We start from the raw sequence: 17,468 nt of genomic DNA, 5'->3' as shown, positions 1-17,468 counted from the left end.
TCGATTTAAGTTATGCCTGGTCGGATGCATGGTACAATGTGGAAACTATACCTTTTTTTCAGCTTCGTTTGTTTACTATCGCATACAAGTGACGGGCAGGCCTTTTCGCCAGCAGTGCCCCGAACCGGAGAATCCGCACGCAACCCTGTACAATGTGATCAATATGTTGCGCAGATACTCAGCAAAGCGGAAACGCTTCAGCATCATGCGCGGTATCAGGAAGCCTATCAAATCTATTTGCAGGCGCTCGAAACCGTCAGAAGCTGTCAATCTCCCCGTCATCAGCTCCCGATCCTAATCAGTCTGGCAAAATTTGTAAAAAGCAGAGGCAATAAAGCGGCCGGCCTCGCCTATCTGAAGCAACACTTACAGATTACGACTGCCCTCAAAAGTCATTCCGATAGTATTGTTAATTACTACCGTCAGGCAGATATTTATACCGCATTCGGTGATTTTCCACGATCGCTGGAAGTGTTGTTAAAAGCCCAGTCCATGGCAGAAAAGCCGCCCGTTTCACCCTTATTAACTGAAATAATGACGGATTTAGGGATGCTTTACAGCCTGGTCGGTGATTATGAACAAGCCTTTGACTATCAGAAGCGGGCGCTGAAGCGACTGAAGCCAGGCGAAGTCTCGAAAGAAAGTGCACTCATTCTGGCGCGTATCGGAGAAGCCCATCTGGTCCAGAACCAATACCGGGAAGCCATTCCTTATTTCAGGCAGGCACTCCGGCAAACGCAACAACTGAAGCTGGACACGTTTTCGGCGACCCTGACCGGTAACCTTGCCCGCACCTATGTAAATCTTGGTGATTACGAACAGACTTTTGCCTACGCACGGCCGATTATAAAGGCCTTTAAAAAGGTCAATAATCAGGGATTTTTAACCTGGACGTACATAACGCTTGCCCGCGCCTATCTGAATACACAAAAGCCAGACAGCGCCCTCGTACTGGCCCTGCCTGCCTACCAGAATTCAATTTTGCTGGGCAGCAAGGAAAACGCACGGGATGCCGCCAGTGTACTGGCCGATATCTATGCCCGGCAGAACGACTACGCCAGGGCATTTCAGTTTCAGAAAGCCTACAACGCATATAAGGACAGTCTGAACAGTGAACTTACCTCGCGGCGTGTTGCCTTTCTGGAATACAACCAGAAACTGCTGCAGAAACAAAGTCAGATCGCACAGCTCCAGGAAGAAAAAGTACTCAGTAACCGAGTCCTCAGCCAGCAGCGGCTGGTGGTACTGATGCTGCTTTTAGGACTGGGGGCGGGGGCCTTTCTTGTACGGCGGCTGATCATGACCAATCGCCGGTTAAAGGACAGCAATCAGCAACTGGCCATGCAGAAAGCCGAAATAGACGGACAGGCCAGCCGGCTAAAAACCCAGAATGAAGAAATCGACCAGCAGCGCCACCAGCTTCAGAACACCATTACTGAACTCCGGAATACCCAGAATCAGCTGGTTCTGAAAGAAAAAATGGCCTCACTCGGGGAGCTGGCCACCGGAATTGCCCACGAAATCCAAAATCCGCTCAATTTTGTCAACAATTTTGCCATTGTTTCTACTACTTTAGTCTCCGAAATTAAAAATCACCTTAACGGAACAACAGATAACAAACCACTGGAGGTCGCCGACACCCTTACCGTAAACCTGGACCGGATTATTCACCACGGCCAACGGGCAGAGTCAATCATTAAAGGGATGCTTCAGCACAGCCATCTGGGAACGGGCGACCGGCAGCCTGTCGATCTGAATGCGCTTGCCGGCGACTACTTACAGCAAACCCACAAAAGTGTATGTCAAAAGAATAAACGACTCAGCGATGTCCGGCTGTACCTGGATCTGCAACCTTGTCCGGATAAAGTAATGGCAGTGCCGCAGGACCTCGGCAGGGTCTTTGTGAACCTGTACACAAATGCTTTTTATACGCTCGGCGAGAAGATGTTACAGTCCGCCGATGACTACCAGCCCTGCATCTGGCTAAGTAGTACCTGTGTGGACAATCGGGTTATTTTACGCGTTAAAGACAACGGCATGGGCATTCCCGCAAACATTGTACACAAAATTTTTCAGCCATTTTTTACGACCAAACCAACAGGTCAGGGAGCGGGTCTCGGCTTATCATTAAGCTACGATATTATTACGAAAGGCTACGGAGGGCAGTTGATTGTTGATACCCGGTGGGGAAAATTCACTGAGTTTTCGATCAGTATTCCTGTCTGATTACAGCACACACCACATTTAGTCAGTTTAACCTATGACCGCCAGAATTCTGGTTGTTGACGATGAACCTGATGTCGAACTTCTGCTGAAACAGGTGTTCCGCCATTTTATCGAAGAACAACACTACCACTTTTCATTTGTAAACAGCGGGCTCGAAGCCCTGGGCATTCTTAAGGCAGACAACCAGCTCATAGATGTATTGATGCTCGACATTAACATGCCGGACATTGACGGGCTCACCCTGCTGGATTACCTCGCCGGCTCCTCTTTTGACGGCATTACGATTATTGTATCGGCTTATGGCGACATGGACAATATCCGTACGGCCATGAACCGGGGGGCCTTTGATTTTATCCTGAAACCGATTCAGCTGACAGACCTGCAGGCAACACTCGACAAAGCCATTATTCAGGTCAGGGCCCAGCGGGAGTCGAAACGGATCAAAGTCCTCGAAGAACTGAAAACACGGTTCTTCTCGAACATTACCCATGAATTCCGGACGCCGCTGACCCTTATCATGACGCTGGCAAAAGACCTGTTAGACCGGCAGGATCTTACTAAATCGGTTCATCAGGATCTGATGTCGATACTCCGCAACAGCAACCATCTGCTGCGGCTGATTAATCAGCTGCTGGATCTGGCCAAGCTGGAAGCCAATAAAATGGGGATTTCGCTCCAGCAAAGCGATCTGCTTCAGTTTCTGGAACAGCTCATCAACGGGTTCCGGGCACAGGCAAAACAACAATCCATGCTGCTGATAACGGATCTGCAGGTTAAAGGTATCTGGCTGTTCGACGCCGATAAGCTGGAAAAAATCATCTTAAATCTGTTATCGAATGCGTTAAAATTTACGGCTGAAGGCGGTACCGTAACCATTACGGCCACACCCTTCACCTCCGGCAGTTCACTCGAGTCGCTGCCCAGCGTCGGCGTTGGCCCCAGCCAGCGGCAAGGCCTGCAACTGACCGTATCGGATACCGGCGTCGGGCTGACACAGGATCAGCAGATCCACCTGTTCGACCGGTTCTACCAGGCAGACCCGTCCATGACCCGCGCCTATGAAGGCACCGGTATTGGTCTGGCGCTGGTTAAAGAGCTTTGTGATTTGTTAGGAGGCGAGATTACCGTAACCAGTAAGCCCGGGCAAGGAAGTGCGTTTTCGGTATGGCTGCCCATGGAGCCGCTGAACGAAGAACTAACCCCGATTCAGACGTCCGATGTGCTGTGGCCGCTGGCCGGTAACGCTCCCGCAGAAATACATCAGCCGGCGCCGGTAATTCAGGTACAGGATCTGCCGGGCGAAAGTGAGGAAAGCCCGCTTATTCTGATCGTTGAAGACAATCAGGATCTGCGCATGTTTCTGGCCCGGGCCTTGGGAAAACTGTACCGCGTTCTGACAGCCACCAACGGCAGGGAAGCCTGGGAGATTATCACCCATGAATTACCGGAGCTAATCATTTCGGATGTGATGATGCCGTTTATGAATGGCTTTGAACTGTGTCAGCGGGTCAAACAAACGCCGGAAACAAGCCACATCGCCGTCATGCTCCTCACGGCTAAAGCCGGGCAGGACAGCCGGATTGACGGGCTCAATGCGGGCGCCAATGATTACCTCCCCAAACCGTTTCATACCGACGAACTGCGCCTGCGGGTCCGGAACCTGCTGACGTATCAGCAACAACTCCGGACGTTTTACCAGCAACTGTTCCGGCAGCCGGATTCGTCGCTGAACCAGTCACTGGGTACCGACGACTTTATGCAGCAGTTATACGCTGCCATTGATAACAACCTCGACAATGCCGAGCTGACCGTTGAAGTACTGGCCACGGCCGTATCGGTAAGCCAGCGGACCCTGCACCGGAAGCTCCAGGCACTGATCGGTATGAACGCCAGTGACCTTATCCGGTCATACCGGTTAAAGCGTGCGGCTCAGATGCTGCGGGAAGGACAAAGCATTACGTCGGCCGCCTATGCCACCGGATTTGAAAATCTGGCTTATTTTTCAACGCGGTTCAAAGAATTGTATACAATGACCCCAACTGAGTATATTAAAAGCCGGTAATCTTTGGCCAAAAAACAAAAGCAATTGTCCAAAAAACAAAAGCTGTATCCGTCAAAATATGCGATAATTGTAGCAGATTATGAGATGAACTTCGACGTGCGTTTAGGGAAGACCGGGCCAGACAGGTGTGTTTAACAGGTGACATTCTAACCAGAAGACTCTCATGATATAGAATGAAAGCTGATTCTACAATCAAAGCTTTCCAGCGAATAGCTTTCTAACTATATCCATTCTGCCATACATCGTAAAGGAAGTTGCAAAAAGGGCTTTGATGAAGCCCTTTTTACTTTATGGTGCAATGAGTAGTTTACCCATAACCTTGCGCGCCTGCATCTCCGTCAGGGCCTGTGCCGCCTGTTCCAGCGGATAAACTGCCTGAATGTGCGGTTTGATTTTACCGGTTTGCAGAAACTGAATGATTTCGGCCAGATTACGGGCGTTGTCTTTCGGCTGCCGCTCAGCAAACGCCCCCCAGAATACACCCACTACCGAGCAGCCTTTCAGTAAAGGCAGGTTCATCGGCAAGTCCGGTATTTTTCCCGCCGCGAATCCAACGACCAGATACCGCCCGTTCCAGTTCATAGACCGCAGCGCCGGATCGGCCAGCGCACCGCCGACAGGATCATACACCACATCGACGCCTTTGCCGCCGGTCAGTTCTTTCAGCCGGTTCCGCAGGTCGTCTTCGCTGTAGTTAATGGTTTCATCGGCACCATATTCACGGCAAAGGGCCAGCTTTCCGGCGGTCGATGCAGCAGCGATGACTGTTGCTCCCATCAGTTTGCCAAGCATAACAGCCGCCAGTCCGACCCCGCCGGCCGCACCAAGCACCAGCAGGGTTTCGCCGGGTTGCAGCTGCGCACGGTCTTTCAGGGCATGATACGATGTTCCGAACGTATACAGCATTGACGCCGCCGTCTGAAAATCCAGCCCCGGCGGAATCGGAAACACCCGGCGGCTGTCAATTACCACGCCTTCGGCAAAACCGCCCCAGCCGGTCAGCGCCAGTACGGCATCGCCCGGCTTCAGATGGGTGACGCCCTCCCCTACTGCCCTGATAACGCCCGCCACCTCACCGCCCGGCGAAAACGGGAACGGTGGTTTAAACTGGTATTTCCCGTCAATAATCAGCGTATCCGGAAAGTTGACACCGCAGGCTTTTACGGTGATCAGGACCTCATTCGCCGCCGGTACCGGCCAGTCAATATCGTCAATCTGCAAGGTCTCCGGTCCGCCAAAGGACCGGCATAAAACAGCTTTCATATAGTATCGGGTTTAAGGCTTTCGTAAAACTATTTCTTAAATCAACACAAAAATATTTTAATTGTATGCTTGCATACTATTAACGATCTTATTTTATTTGTGACATAATTAGTATGCAAGCATAACAAACAATAAACCATGATTGCGACGGACAACAAAGCGTCTATCAAAGGCGGAGAATTTCTGATCAAAGAGACCGACGCTGCTCAGGTATTCATCCCGGAAGAGTTTACGGAAGAGCAGCAGATGATTGCGGCTACGTGCCGGGAGTTCCTGGAACGTGAGATCTGGCCGCGTCTGGAAGATATTGATAAAGCTAAATCACCGGAGCTGATTTCATCGCTGATGGATAAAGCCGGTGAACTGGGCCTGTTAGGCACCTCGGTGCCGGAAGAGTACGGCGGATTCGGCATGAGCTTCAACACCTCCATGCTGGTAGCCGAAGTAACAGGTGCCGGCCATTCGTTCTCGGTTGCCTTATCGGCACATACCGGTATCGGCACCCTGCCGATTGTGTATTATGGCAATGAAGAACAGAAAGCAAAATACCTGCCTAAACTGGCTTCCGGCGAATGGAAAGCAGCTTACTGCCTGACCGAACCGGATTCAGGTTCAGATGCCAATTCGGGTAAAACAAAAGCGGTTCTGTCGGAAGACGGGCAGCACTATATCCTCAACGGGCAGAAAATGTGGATCACCAACGGTGGTTTCGCTGATGTCTACATCGTATTTGCCAAGATTGAGGAAAACGGACAGACCGACAAGAACCTGTCGGCGTTTATCGTAGAGCGCTCTTTCGAGGGTATTACGATGAATGAACCTGAGCATAAAATGGGTATCAAGGGCTCAGACACCCGGCAGATTTTCTTCAACGACCTGAAAGTGCCGGCCGAGAACCTGTTGTCGGAGCGCGGCAATGGCTTTAAGATTGCGGTTAATATCCTGAATATCGGCCGTATCAAACTCGGTGTTGCTGCTGTCGGCGGATCGAAAGAAGTCATTAACAACGCTATTCGGTATTCAAACGAGCGGAAACAGTTTAAAACGCCGATCTCGCAGTTTGGTGCCATCAAGCACAAGCTAGCCGAAATGGCGGTTAAAGTATACGCATCCGAATCAGCATCGTACCGCGCCGGTCAGAATATCGACGACCTGATCGAAGCCCTGAAGGCACAAGGTATGGCCGACGGCCCGGCGAAGCTGAAAGCGCTGGAACAGTTCGCCATTGAGTGTGCGATCATGAAGGTGCACGGTTCAGAAGCCCTTGATTACGTAGTTGATGAAGGTGTTCAGGTATATGGCGGTATGGGTTACTCAGCCGACGCGCCGATGGACCGCGCTTACCGCGACGCCCGTATCAACCGGATTTTCGAAGGTACCAACGAAATCAACCGCATGCTGGTAGTCGATATGATGCTGAAGCGTGCGATGAAGGGCGAACTGGACCTGATGACACCGGCCATGGCTGTGTCAAAGGAAATCATGTCGATCCCGGACTTCGGCGCTGATGAAGAAGAAGGCTTGTTCATTGCCGAGAAGAAAGTGCTGCGGAACCTGAAAAAAGCAGCACTGATGGTGTCAGGAGCTGCCGTGCAGAAGTTTATGATGAAGCTCTCTGACGAACAGGAGATTCTGATGAACGTAGCCGATATGGCCATTGAAATTTACGCGGCCGAGTCGGTACTCCTGCGTGTTGAAAAAACAATCGGCCTGAAAGGTGAAGCCGCCATGAGTCTGCAGAAAGAACTGGCATTGGTTTACCTGCAGGAGGCCGTTGAAAAGGTCAATAATGCCGGCCGTGCAGCCATCACCTCTTTTGCCGAAGGCGACGAACTGCGTGTGATGCTGATGGGCCTGAAACGATTTACGAAAATTGAACCAATGAACCTGAAGGAGGCCCGTCGCCGGATCGCCGATGCGATGATTGCCGAAAACAAGTACATTTTCTAGGCAATACAATCCAACAATACACAACCAACATAACTAAAAGCCTAAAGCCGGTCCGAATTTCGGGCCGGCTTTTTTGTTTTCCGCAAACCCTGCTGACATAGGGCTGTCACTGCCTGATGTTATTTTTGTTATAGTCATTTATTAAACAACAAATACTAATGACATCTCAGATTTCCATCCCGTCAAATGCGCTCCGGATTCAGGAGAACGCTCCCGTTACTGCCCTCTGCTGCCGGACAATGGCGACCTTAAGCACATTGCACGATCAAACCGTTCCGCTCACCGAAAGGCTGTATGCGGAAGCCCATCGGCTTAACCTGACCATTGCAGGCCCTGTTAACTGGCTTTATACCGACGCAAACAATGACCCTAACCATGAATTTCAGCTTACCATTGCCCTTCCGATTCAGCAGCCGGGTCGTTTATCAGATCAGTTCACATACGAAACCATCCGCTCCTTTCGCAGCGCGTCCTACCGCTTCAAGGGGCCTTGGGGGTGTCTTCCCGAGGTATACGATCTATTATTCGGGCAGTTTTATCAGCAGGGGTATACGTATGACGGGCGGGTGCGTGAGATTTACAGTTATGTTGATTTTGAGCATCCTGAGAAGTGTGTCACCGATATTCAGATTGGGATAGCCGATTAACGCGCTGACGCGCCTGTCCCTCATTTTTTTAAGAGCCTTTTTATACGGGGATGCCCTGTATAAAGAGGCTCTTATATTTGTCATGATTCGTACATTTACAGTCACGACAATCCTTTTCCCGCATGACAACATCTTCTTCCTTTTCCCGGCGTAATTTTCTGGCAGGTCTGGGGGCTTCGGCCTTAGCGCTGCCCGCCACGGGTTTCGCCAATTCCTTTGACAATGATCAGTATCTGGCTCAGCTGGCTGCTCAGAAACGCGAACTGTTCGGGCAGGACCGTAAGCTGGGTGTAGCGCTGGTAGGGCTGGGTAGTTATGCCACTAATCAGCTGGCGCCCGGCCTGCAACAGACCCAATATTGCCGGCTGGCGGGCATCGTCACCGGCACACCGGCAAAGGCCGAGCAATGGATGCAGAAATACAACATTCCGAAGCAGAACGTCTACGATTACAAAACCTTTGACCGCATTGCCGACAACCGCGATATTGACGTGGTGTATGTGGTGCTGCCAAACTCCATGCACGCCGAATACGTGATCCGCGCGGCGCAGGCAGGTAAACACGTCATCTGTGAAAAACCGCTGGCCATTATGCCTAAGGAGTGTCAGGATATGATCGATGCCTGTAAAAAAGCAAACCGCCAGCTGGCCGTCGGCTACCGGCTGCATTATGAACCCTTTACGCGGGAAGTGATGCGGCTCGGGCAGGAAAAGGTTTTCGGTAAGGTTAAGTTTGTGGAAGCCAGTGACGGGTTCCGCATCGGCGACCCGACGCAGTGGCGACTGAAAAAAGCCCTGGCAGGCGGTGGTCCGCTGATGGACGTAGGTATTTACGCCATCCAGGGCGCGCGGTATGTGACCGGTCTTGAACCCATTTCGGTAACGGCGCAGTTCGGCCCCAAAACCGACCTCCAGAAGTTCAAAGAGGTGGAAGAGACCCTCTTCTGGCAGTTTCAGTTCCCGGGGGGTGTGGTCAGTAACTCGACCACAAGCTATGCGGCCGGCGTCGAACGGCTGTATGCTTCCTGCGAAAACGGCTGGTTTGAGTTGTCGCCGGCTTTCGGATACGGTCCGCTGAAAGGCCGCACCAGCAAAGGGCCGATTGAGCAGCCGGTCGTTCACCACCAGGCCAACCACATGGACAACATCTGTAAGGTGTTGCTGAACAATGAAACCTTGCCCGATCACATTACGGGTCAGGAAGGCTTGCGCGATGTGCGGCTGATGCAGGCCATTTACCAGGCTGCCGAAACCGGACGCCGGATTGATCTGAAAGCCTAATGAAATGATAATCTGGCGGAAAGGAAATTTTTAATTTTCAAACAATTGTACCTTTCGACTAAACAATTAGTACCTTTGCCCCTGATTTGTTATCAATTTAATAATTAAATAATCCGAATCATGTCTGCATTGCTTGAAACCGCCAGTCTGTTAGCCGACCGGATCAACGCGTTAGAAGAATCTTCAACGCTGGCGATGACTAAAAAAGCACGCGAGCTGGCCGCACAGGGCCACAAAGTAATCAGTCTCAGCGTTGGCGAGCCTGATTTCAAAACACCCGCTCACATCTGTGAAGCAGCCAAGAAAGCCATCGACGACGGCTTCCACGGTTACTCTCCGGTAGCTGGTTACCCTGATCTCCGTAAAGCAATTGCAGACAAGTTTAAACGGGATAATAATATCGACTGGAAACCGGAAAATATCGTTGTGTCAACGGGTGCCAAGCACTCCCTGGCCAATGTGATTCAGGTGCTGGTTAACCCCGGCGACGAGGTGATCATTTTCTCACCATACTGGGTAAGCTACTCGGAAATGGTAAAACTGGCTGAAGGTAAATCAGTTGTGGTAGATGGCACCTTTGAAAACGACTTCAAGGTAACGCCGGAGCAATTCGAAGCCGCCATTACGGACCGGACGAAAGTGGTGATGTTTGCCTCGCCGAACAACCCGACCGGTTCGGTCTATTCAGAAGCAGAACTGCGTGCGATCGGCGAGGTAGTTGCCCGCCATGAGAACGTGTTTGTGCTGGCCGACGAAATCTACGAATACATCAACTTTACACCGGAAGGCCACTTCAGCATTGGTTCGATTCCGGCCATTGCCGACCGCGTAATCACCGTAAATGGTGTTGCCAAAGGCTTTGCCATGACCGGCTGGCGGATTGGTTTCATCGGTGCGGCGAAATGGATTGCCGACGGTGTGGAAAAATTACAGGGCCAGGTAACGTCAGGCACCAACTCGATTGCCCAGAAAGCAACCGTTGCAGCCCTGACCGGCGACATGCAGCCTACCTACGACATGGGCAAGGCATACGAACGTCGCCGTGATCTGGTGGTAAAACTGCTTCAGGACGTACCAGGCTTCAAGGTAAATGTACCGCAGGGTGCGTTCTACGCCTTCCCGGACGTAAGCTACTACTATGGCAAATCAGACGGCACAATAACCATCAACGATTCTGATGATTTCGCGGGCTGGCTGTTAAATTCAGTGTATGTATCGACAGTAGCCGGTTCCGGCTTCGGGGCACCTAACTGCATCCGGATCTCAACCGCCGCTGCCGACGAAGCACTGGCCGAAGCGATCCAGCGCATCAAAGACGCGGTAGCCACGCTGAAATAGTCATTATATCCGGACAGGATTACAGGATGAACAGGATGTTTTCTAGTTGACATCAATATTGTTCATCCTGTAATCCTGTTCGTTTTATACCGCACCAATCATTTTCTTCATTTTCTCAAAGCTGGTCTTCGCCACCACGGCGGCATCCTGAGCATAGTAGCCCTTGTTAAAGACCTCAAGCGACAGAACAATCGTTTTTCCGTCGGTTTTAATTTTCCGCAGAATATTCTGAATCGGAGCAACGCCGTCACCCGGATATACCCGGTCGCCATCGACAATCGTTTCACGCGGCATATTCGCCGGATAATCATTGACGTGAAAAACCTCAATAGCCGTCGGCCCAACCAGCGGCAGGCTGTCCAGGCTCGAACCACCCTTGTAGAGGTGATATACATCGAGCAGCACCCGCGCTTTCGGATGACCACTTTCGATGGCCACGTACATGACATCGCTCAGCCGGTTCAGGTTATGCGAAAAGCCCCATAATTCCAGATGCGGTACCACACCGGTCTGATCGCCCAGGTCCAGAATAGCACGGTAGCGTTCGGCGACTTTCCGCAAATCCAGTTTTTCGCCTTTAGGATCGGTTGCGCCAACCGCCGGGGCTGCTGTCCGCATACACCCTACTTCGGCCAGTTGCTCCATTTCCCGTTTCAGCTGATCAAGCCCTTTGGTCCGCGCGGCATCATCGCTGATAATCCAGGGCGCAAACCCAATCGCATTTTCTATTTTTATCCCCAGATCACCCAGTATCCGGCGGGCTTCCGCAGCGGTACCGCCGCCTTTCAGGTAATTCTGCAGGGTATCGACCCAGATTTCAACCGACCGGAAACCGGCTTTTGATACAGTTTCCAGCTCTTTCACAAACCCGAGTTTATGGCCGCGCAACGTGCTCATATTCATACAGGGTACAAAGGCGGGAGCAGCCTTCAGCAAGGCCGGCTCATGCGCTGACGTGGCAGCAGCCGTTAAGGCGGGAGCCATCGACGCACCAGACAAGGCACCTAATGCGGATAAAGCCCGGCGCCGGTTCATAGACGATTCAGACATAAAGGTTCAGGGATCTGTTTGATTGTACGAATCCGCCGGTTGGTTTCCCACAGGCCGGATGCTTTCGAAATAAAATAGTATCGGAACAAGTTCCGGAAATCCGGGTTTTAGGACATACCATGGCAAACTATACACATCTGCACGACTGGAATCTGACACCGGCGGAGGCCGTTGCGCTGCAACAGACACTACGGCACCGTGTCCGGATTGAACAGCCGGCCGGTTCGTTTACGACCATTGCAGGCTGTGACATCTCGTTCAATAAGTTTGAAGAGACGGTTTATGCCGGCATTGTGGTACTCCGCCTTGACACGCTTGAGACCATTGAAGAATCAGGCGTCGTCAGCACGGCTACGTTTCCGTATATTCCGGGTCTGCTGTCGTTCCGGGAGATTCCGGCCCTGCTCGAAGCCTGGGCGAATCTGGAGACCGACCCCGACGTGGTGATGTTCGACGGCCATGGCACCGCCCACCCGCGCCGGATCGGCATTGCCAGCCACGGTGGTCTGTGGCTCAATAAGCCGACATTCGGCTGCGGCAAGTCCGTGCTGGTCGGGAAGTTTGATCCGCCCGCCCCCGAACGGGGCAACTGGACACCCATGCGGCACTACGGCGATGTGGTCGGAGCCGCGTTACGGACAAAAAACAAGGTGACGCCTGTCTACGTATCGCCCGGCCATCTGATTGATTTACAGACCACAATTGCGCTGACGTTACAGTGCGACGGCGGTTACCGGATTCCCGAACCAACGCGCCGCGCCCATCTGCTGGTCAACAACCTGCGTAAAGCCGCTAAAGATCCGCAAACTTAACGACACCGCCCGTCCGGGTTGATTCGTAAATAGCCTGAAACAGGGCCACCACCCGGCGACCGTCTTCACCCGTAACCAGCGGCGGCCGGTTGTCGCGCACAGCTTCGCAGAAGTCGCGGAGCTGCTCGGCAAAAAAGTGCGACATCACATCGATGGTCTCAAAATGAGCGGCTTCTTCCGCCACCCATCCCGCCAGCAGCTGTTCTTCGCCCGGCACCGTCCACAGATCATTGGCGGGCGGCTCCTGAATGGTTGTCATCCCGGCCACAAACATGGAACCACCATCGGTCTGCACGCCGATTGACGCCCCGTTCTGTCCGTGGATATGCACTTTTCCATAGATGCCCGGCTTTTGCGAGTTACTGACCACAATATTACCGATGCCGCCGTTTTTAAACTTCACAATGGCCACGGCGGTGTCATCCACCTCAATATACGGGTGGTTGATATTTTTCCAGATACCGAACAGCTCGTCCGGCTCGCCCATGTACCAGAGCAGTAAATCCAGCTGATGCGGGGCCTGATTGACCAGCACGCCTCCACCCTCGCCGGCCCATGAGCCGCGCCACGGATCGCTGCGGTAATAGGCTTCATCGCGCCAGCCCAGCAAATTCACCATCCCCAGCGATGGATTCCCGATTTTTCCGGCATCGATTGCCTCCCGCACCCGTTGCGACGAGCGGTAGAAGCGCCGCTGACTAATAGTACCCAACCAACGACCGGCCTTTTTCGCCGCATTGATCATGGCATCACAGTCAGCTACTGTTGAGGCCAGTGGTTTTTCGACCAGCACGTTGGCACCTGCTTCCAGGGCAGCAACGGCCGGTTCACGGTGAGCCGGATGGGGTGTACAGACAATGCACACGTCCACTTGCTCAGTCGCGACCATTTCAGCAACATTTGTGTAGGGTCGTATGTTATATTGTTGCGCAAAGGCTGCGGCTTTGGTTGCATCACGGCCATAGACGGCCACGAGTGTACCCGCTTGCTGAGCCGCTTTTGCATGCAGGTGGCTAACTTTTCCGTAGCCAATTAACGCAATGTTCATATTCGTTCAAGAATCTCTTAACTTTCGCCTAAAATCAGTGAAGAACCAGCCGGCGAAGTAAGCAAAGGACGTAAGAAGAAAGACAGTTGCTGAACGACATTACTCATTTAACGTTATTTCTGACCGTGTTTTCTGCTTAACCGCTACCGGTTATCGTTTCTTTACCTTCCAATCATGACATTACAGGATTTCATACGAACTGCCCTGGCCGAAGATGTCGGCGACGGCGATCATACTTCCCTCGCTACCATTCCGGCCGATGCCAAACGGCGGGCGCGGCTATTAGTCAAAGAAGCCGGCGTGCTTGCCGGTGTTGATGTTGCCCTGGCGATCTTTAACGAAGTTGACCCTACGTTTGAGGTCGACGTACTGATCGAAGACGGTATCGACATTAAGCCCGGTGATATTGTACTGACGGTCAGCGGTAATTCGCAGAATATTCTGAAAGCCGAGCGGCTGGTACTGAACACCATGCAGCGGATGAGCGGCATTGCCACGCACACCCGTCAGATGGTTAAACTGCTGGAAGGCACTAAGGCTAAACTCCTCGATACGCGGAAAACGACCCCGAACTTCCGCCTTTGCGAGAAAATGGCGACGCATATCGGTGGCGCCGAAAACCACCGCTTCGGGCTGTATGACATGATCCTGATCAAGGACAATCACATCAGCTATGCGGGTGGTATCGAAGCGGCGATTACGAAAGCCAACGAATACCTGCAACGCACCGGCCGGACACTCGAAATCGAGGTGGAAGCCCGGACGCGGGAAGAAGTAGAAGAGGTAATCCGCGTCGGCAACGTCGATATCATTCTGCTCGATAACTTTACGCCGGATCAGATCAGAGAGATGGTAAAGCTGGTCGATGGCCGGTTTGTGACCGAAGCTTCCGGCGGCATCGACGAAACCAACCTGCGGGCCTATGCCGAAACAGGTGTGAATTACATCTCGTCGGGCGCGCTGACCCATCAGATCAAAAGCCTTGACCTGAGCTTGAAAGCATATTAGTTTTCGAACCACAAAGACACCAGGAAATTAAGGAACACGAAGCCAACACTTCGTGCTGCTTTTTACTTCGTGACTTTGTGGCAAAACACATAAACAGCATGGCAACATTCCCGTTAACACTCGAAGAAGAAGTCGCACAGGTTGGTTATATCAGCCGCTCGACCCCAAAAGATAAACAGGTACTGATTGACGAAATCCGGCGGATGAAAAAAGAGAAAAACGCCGTTATTCTCGCTCATTACTACGTCGACAGCGACATTCAGGACCTGGCCGACTACATCGGCGACAGCCTTGGCCTCAGCCAGCAGGCCGCTGCTACCGAAGCCGACATGATCGTGTTTTGCGGCGTGCACTTCATGGGCGAAACCGCTAAAATCCTGTCACCGGAAAAGAAAGTCGTTATTCCGGATACAAACGCCGGCTGCTCCCTGGCCGACTCGGCGCCTGCCGATCAGTTCGCGGCCTTTAAGGCGCAGTATCCCGACCACATTGTCTTGTCGTATATCAACTGCTCGGCCGACATTAAGGCGCTTTCCGACATCATCGTTACCTCGTCGAACGCGCTGAAGATCGTACAGAGCCTGCCTGCTGATCAGAAAATTATTTTTGCACCGGACGCCAACCTCGGCCGGTACATCATGAATAAAACCGGCCGCGACATGGTACTCTGGGACGGTGCCTGCATCGTTCACATCGACATTTCGCAGGAGAAGCTGAATGCCCTGCGGGTAAAATATCCGGAGGCAAAATTCATCGCTCACCCTGAGTGCCAGGAACATATTCTGACCCAGGCCGACTACATCGGTTCCACAACAGCGCTGCTGAAATACGTAGTCGATAGTCCGGACGAGGTGTTTATTGTGGGTACCGAAGCCGGTATTCTGCATAAGATGAAGCAGGCCGTTCCGAACAAGAAGATCATTCCGGCCCCGGCGAGTGAGAACAACACCTGCGCCTGCTCCGAATGCCCGTACATGAAGATGAATACGCTCGAAAAGCTCTACAACTGCCTGTACTACGAGCTCCCCGAAATCAACGTACCGGAAGACGTTCGGGTAAAAGCGGAAGCGTCGGTGCTTAGAATGCTGGAATTGAGTTAAGCCTGTCTCAGGAAGGTGACCTGTAACATTGATCGATGCTGCCAATGCCTAATCAATATGATTTCCTCGTCGTCGGCTCCGGAATTGCGGGGCTGAGTTATGCAACCAAGCTGGCTATTCATTTTGAAGAACGTCAGCAACCCGTAAGGATTGCGGTCATTACCAAAGTCTGGGCCGACGAGACCAATACCAAATACGCCCAGGGAGGTATCGCCGCCGTCTGGTCGGAAGATGACTCGTTTGAAAAACACATTGAAGACACCATGATCGCCGGAGACTTCCTGAGCGACCGGAAGATTGTGGAAATCGTGGTGCGGGAAGCGCCCGAGCGTATCCGCGAGCTCATCAGCTACGGCACCCGCTTCGATAAGGAAGAAGACGGCGAATATGACCTGGCGCGGGAAGGCGGTCACTCCGACCACCGGATTCTGCACTTTAAAGACATTACGGGTGCCGAAATCGAACGGGCGCTTCTCGAAAAGGCCCATTCGATGCCCTCGATCACCATTCTGACCCATTTCTACGCGGTAGACCTCATCACCCGCCACCACCTGGGCGAAACCGTGCATCGTTACGATACGGATAACAAGTGCTTCGGCGCTTATGTGCTTAATACCGAAACCGGTTCGGTTGAGCGGTTTCTGGCGAAAACAACCCTGCTGGCCACAGGCGGTATCGGTAATATCTATCAGAACACGACCAACCCGACCATTGCTACCGGCGACGGCATTGCGATGGCCTACCGCGCCAAAGCCATCTGCAAGGACATGGAGTTTATTCAGTTTCACCCGACGGCCTTGTATGAGCCAGGCAAGAAACCAAACTTCCTGATTTCGGAGGCGGTCCGCGGTTTCGGCGGGATTCTGCGCAACATGAAAGGCGAAACCTTCATGGAGCATTACGACCCCCGGCTGTCACTCGCTCCGCGCGACATTGTGGCCCGCGCGATTGACTCCGAGATGAAAAAATACGGTGATCCGCACGTCTATCTGGATGTGACGCACTGCAATTACGACGAGTTTATTGAACATTTCCCGAACATCACGGCTTATTGCCGCGATCACCTCGGCATTGATGTGCGCAAGGATTTTATTCCGGTCGTACCGGCACAGCACTACATGTGCGGGGGTATTAAGGTTAACGAGCACGGGCAGACGAACCTTAATTTCCTGTATGCGGCCGGTGAGTGTTCCTGCACAGGCCTTCACGGCGCTAACCGGCTGGCGTCCAACTCCTTGCTGGAAGCCGTTGTATTCGGACACAGAGCCTACCTGAAAACCATTGAAGAATACGAAGAAGCGGCCATTCCGGACAACATTCCGGATTGGGACGACCGTGGCACCACACACCCCGAGGAGTTGGTTCTGGTTACGGAAATGCAGCGCGAACTGGAGTCGATTATGTCGAACTATGTCGGGATTGTGCGCTCAAACCGCCGGATGAAGCGGGCGATGGACCGTCTGGGCCTGATTTATCTGGAGCACGAGGAGTTGTACCGCCAATCCAACGTATCGGCCCGCATCTGCGAGCTGCGCAACATGATTGAAGTCGCGTATCTGGTCATCAAAGCCGCCATGTCGCGCCGCGATAACCGGGGACTGCATTATAATATTGACCTGGTGAAACAGGAAAACTGAAGCGGTCTATCTGCACAGCCTGCATAAGCTGTGCAGATAAACCATTT

Annotated in this window: 13 protein-coding genes; 10 read left to right on the top strand and 3 right to left on the bottom strand. The window is 52.4% G+C overall.

Annotated features, from left to right (window positions below; all coding sequences use genetic code 11):
- Nucleotides 1-114: 114 nt before the first annotated feature.
- Both AC23NW_RS06325 and AC23NW_RS06320 read left to right on the top strand, forming a co-directional pair.
- Nucleotides 115-2,226: a tetratricopeptide repeat protein gene (locus AC23NW_RS06325; RefSeq protein ID WP_487448418.1), complete on the top strand. Its 2,112-nt coding sequence runs from the start codon at nt 115-117 to the stop codon at nt 2,224-2,226.
- Between the two features lie 34 nt (nt 2,227-2,260).
- The gene (locus AC23NW_RS06320; RefSeq protein WP_487448417.1) at nt 2,261-4,288 is read left to right on the top strand and encodes a hybrid sensor histidine kinase/response regulator transcription factor; all 2,028 of its coding nucleotides are present in this window, start codon (nt 2,261-2,263) and stop codon (nt 4,286-4,288) included.
- 288 nt (nt 4,289-4,576) lie between these two features.
- Here AC23NW_RS06320 and AC23NW_RS06315 read toward each other — a convergent pair whose 3' ends face one another.
- Entirely contained in the window at nt 4,577-5,551 is a 975-nt protein-coding gene (locus AC23NW_RS06315) for an NADPH:quinone oxidoreductase family protein (protein ID WP_293840303.1), read from the bottom strand.
- A gap of 138 nt (nt 5,552-5,689) precedes the next feature.
- Here AC23NW_RS06315 and AC23NW_RS06310 point away from each other — a divergent pair, with 138 nt between their 5' ends.
- The 4 genes from AC23NW_RS06310 (at nt 5,690) to AC23NW_RS06295 (ending at nt 10,766) form a co-directional block, all read left to right on the top strand.
- On the top strand, nt 5,690-7,501 hold the full coding sequence (locus AC23NW_RS06310; RefSeq protein WP_487448414.1) for an acyl-CoA dehydrogenase family protein: 1,812 nt from the start codon (nt 5,690-5,692) through the stop codon (nt 7,499-7,501).
- Nucleotides 7,502-7,659: 158 nt separating this feature from the next.
- Nucleotides 7,660-8,148 (top strand): GyrI-like domain-containing protein, encoded by a 489-nt coding sequence (locus tag AC23NW_RS06305; protein ID WP_487448413.1) that lies wholly within the window; start codon nt 7,660-7,662, stop codon nt 8,146-8,148.
- 122 nt (nt 8,149-8,270) lie between these two features.
- Nucleotides 8,271-9,428 carry a Gfo/Idh/MocA family protein gene (locus tag AC23NW_RS06300; RefSeq protein WP_293840310.1) on the top strand — a complete coding sequence of 386 codons (1,158 nt, stop codon included), beginning with the start codon at nt 8,271-8,273 and terminating at the stop codon, nt 9,426-9,428.
- Nucleotides 9,429-9,548: 120 nt separating this feature from the next.
- Nucleotides 9,549-10,766, top strand: coding sequence for a pyridoxal phosphate-dependent aminotransferase (locus AC23NW_RS06295; RefSeq protein ID WP_487448410.1), 1,218 nt, complete (start codon nt 9,549-9,551; stop codon nt 10,764-10,766).
- A gap of 84 nt (nt 10,767-10,850) precedes the next feature.
- On the opposite strand, the gene AC23NW_RS06290 is transcribed toward AC23NW_RS06295, so the two are convergent.
- Nucleotides 10,851-11,816 (bottom strand): sugar phosphate isomerase/epimerase family protein, encoded by a 966-nt coding sequence (locus AC23NW_RS06290; protein ID WP_487448408.1) that lies wholly within the window; start codon nt 11,814-11,816, stop codon nt 10,851-10,853.
- 119 nt (nt 11,817-11,935) lie between these two features.
- Between AC23NW_RS06290 and nfi the strand changes: the two genes are divergently transcribed.
- Nucleotides 11,936-12,628 (top strand): deoxyribonuclease V, encoded by a 693-nt coding sequence (gene nfi, locus AC23NW_RS06285; protein WP_293835913.1) that lies wholly within the window; start codon nt 11,936-11,938, stop codon nt 12,626-12,628.
- Here nfi and AC23NW_RS06280 read toward each other — a convergent pair.
- Nucleotides 12,609-13,676 carry a Gfo/Idh/MocA family protein gene (locus tag AC23NW_RS06280; protein WP_487448405.1) on the bottom strand — a complete coding sequence of 356 codons (1,068 nt, stop codon included), beginning with the start codon at nt 13,674-13,676 and terminating at the stop codon, nt 12,609-12,611. The genes nfi and AC23NW_RS06280 overlap by 20 nt on opposite strands.
- 174 nt (nt 13,677-13,850) lie before the next feature.
- Here AC23NW_RS06280 and nadC point away from each other — a divergent pair, with 174 nt between their 5' ends.
- From nadC to nadB, 3 genes are all read left to right on the top strand, one after another.
- Complete coding sequence (gene nadC / locus AC23NW_RS06275; RefSeq protein WP_487448403.1) at nt 13,851-14,684, top strand: carboxylating nicotinate-nucleotide diphosphorylase; 834 nt, start codon at nt 13,851-13,853, stop codon at nt 14,682-14,684.
- 98 nt (nt 14,685-14,782) lie between these two features.
- Nucleotides 14,783-15,784 carry a quinolinate synthase NadA gene (nadA, locus tag AC23NW_RS06270; protein WP_293835920.1) on the top strand — a complete coding sequence of 334 codons (1,002 nt, stop codon included), beginning with the start codon at nt 14,783-14,785 and terminating at the stop codon, nt 15,782-15,784.
- A 44-nt stretch (nt 15,785-15,828) separates the two neighbouring features.
- A complete protein-coding gene (gene nadB, locus AC23NW_RS06265; RefSeq protein WP_487448401.1) occupies nt 15,829-17,421 on the top strand; it encodes an L-aspartate oxidase in 1,593 nt (530 codons plus the stop codon).
- Nucleotides 17,422-17,468 lie beyond the last annotated feature (47 nt).

It is taken from the genome of Arsenicibacter sp. R0_47, from assembly GCF_057652235.1.
The sequence above is the reverse complement of the archived record's forward strand: the minus strand, read 5'-3'. Positions and strand labels throughout refer to the sequence as shown.

Coding starts and splice junctions, on each gene's coding strand:
- AC23NW_RS06280 (WP_487448405.1), bottom strand. CDS start 13,676: ATGAACATTGCGTTAATTGGCTACGGAAAAGTTAGCCACCTGCATGCA.
- nadA (WP_293835920.1), top strand. CDS start 14,783: ATGGCAACATTCCCGTTAACACTCGAAGAAGAAGTCGCACAGGTTGGT.
- AC23NW_RS06320 (WP_487448417.1), top strand. CDS start 2,261: ATGACCGCCAGAATTCTGGTTGTTGACGATGAACCTGATGTCGAACTT.
- AC23NW_RS06290 (WP_487448408.1), bottom strand. CDS start 11,816: ATGTCTGAATCGTCTATGAACCGGCGCCGGGCTTTATCCGCATTAGGT.
- AC23NW_RS06310 (WP_487448414.1), top strand. CDS start 5,690: ATGATTGCGACGGACAACAAAGCGTCTATCAAAGGCGGAGAATTTCTG.
- nadB (WP_487448401.1), top strand. CDS start 15,829: ATGCCTAATCAATATGATTTCCTCGTCGTCGGCTCCGGAATTGCGGGG.
- AC23NW_RS06295 (WP_487448410.1), top strand. CDS start 9,549: ATGTCTGCATTGCTTGAAACCGCCAGTCTGTTAGCCGACCGGATCAAC.
- nfi (WP_293835913.1), top strand. CDS start 11,936: ATGGCAAACTATACACATCTGCACGACTGGAATCTGACACCGGCGGAG.
- nadC (WP_487448403.1), top strand. CDS start 13,851: ATGACATTACAGGATTTCATACGAACTGCCCTGGCCGAAGATGTCGGC.
- AC23NW_RS06315 (WP_293840303.1), bottom strand. CDS start 5,551: ATGAAAGCTGTTTTATGCCGGTCCTTTGGCGGACCGGAGACCTTGCAG.
- AC23NW_RS06305 (WP_487448413.1), top strand. CDS start 7,660: ATGACATCTCAGATTTCCATCCCGTCAAATGCGCTCCGGATTCAGGAG.
- AC23NW_RS06300 (WP_293840310.1), top strand. CDS start 8,271: ATGACAACATCTTCTTCCTTTTCCCGGCGTAATTTTCTGGCAGGTCTG.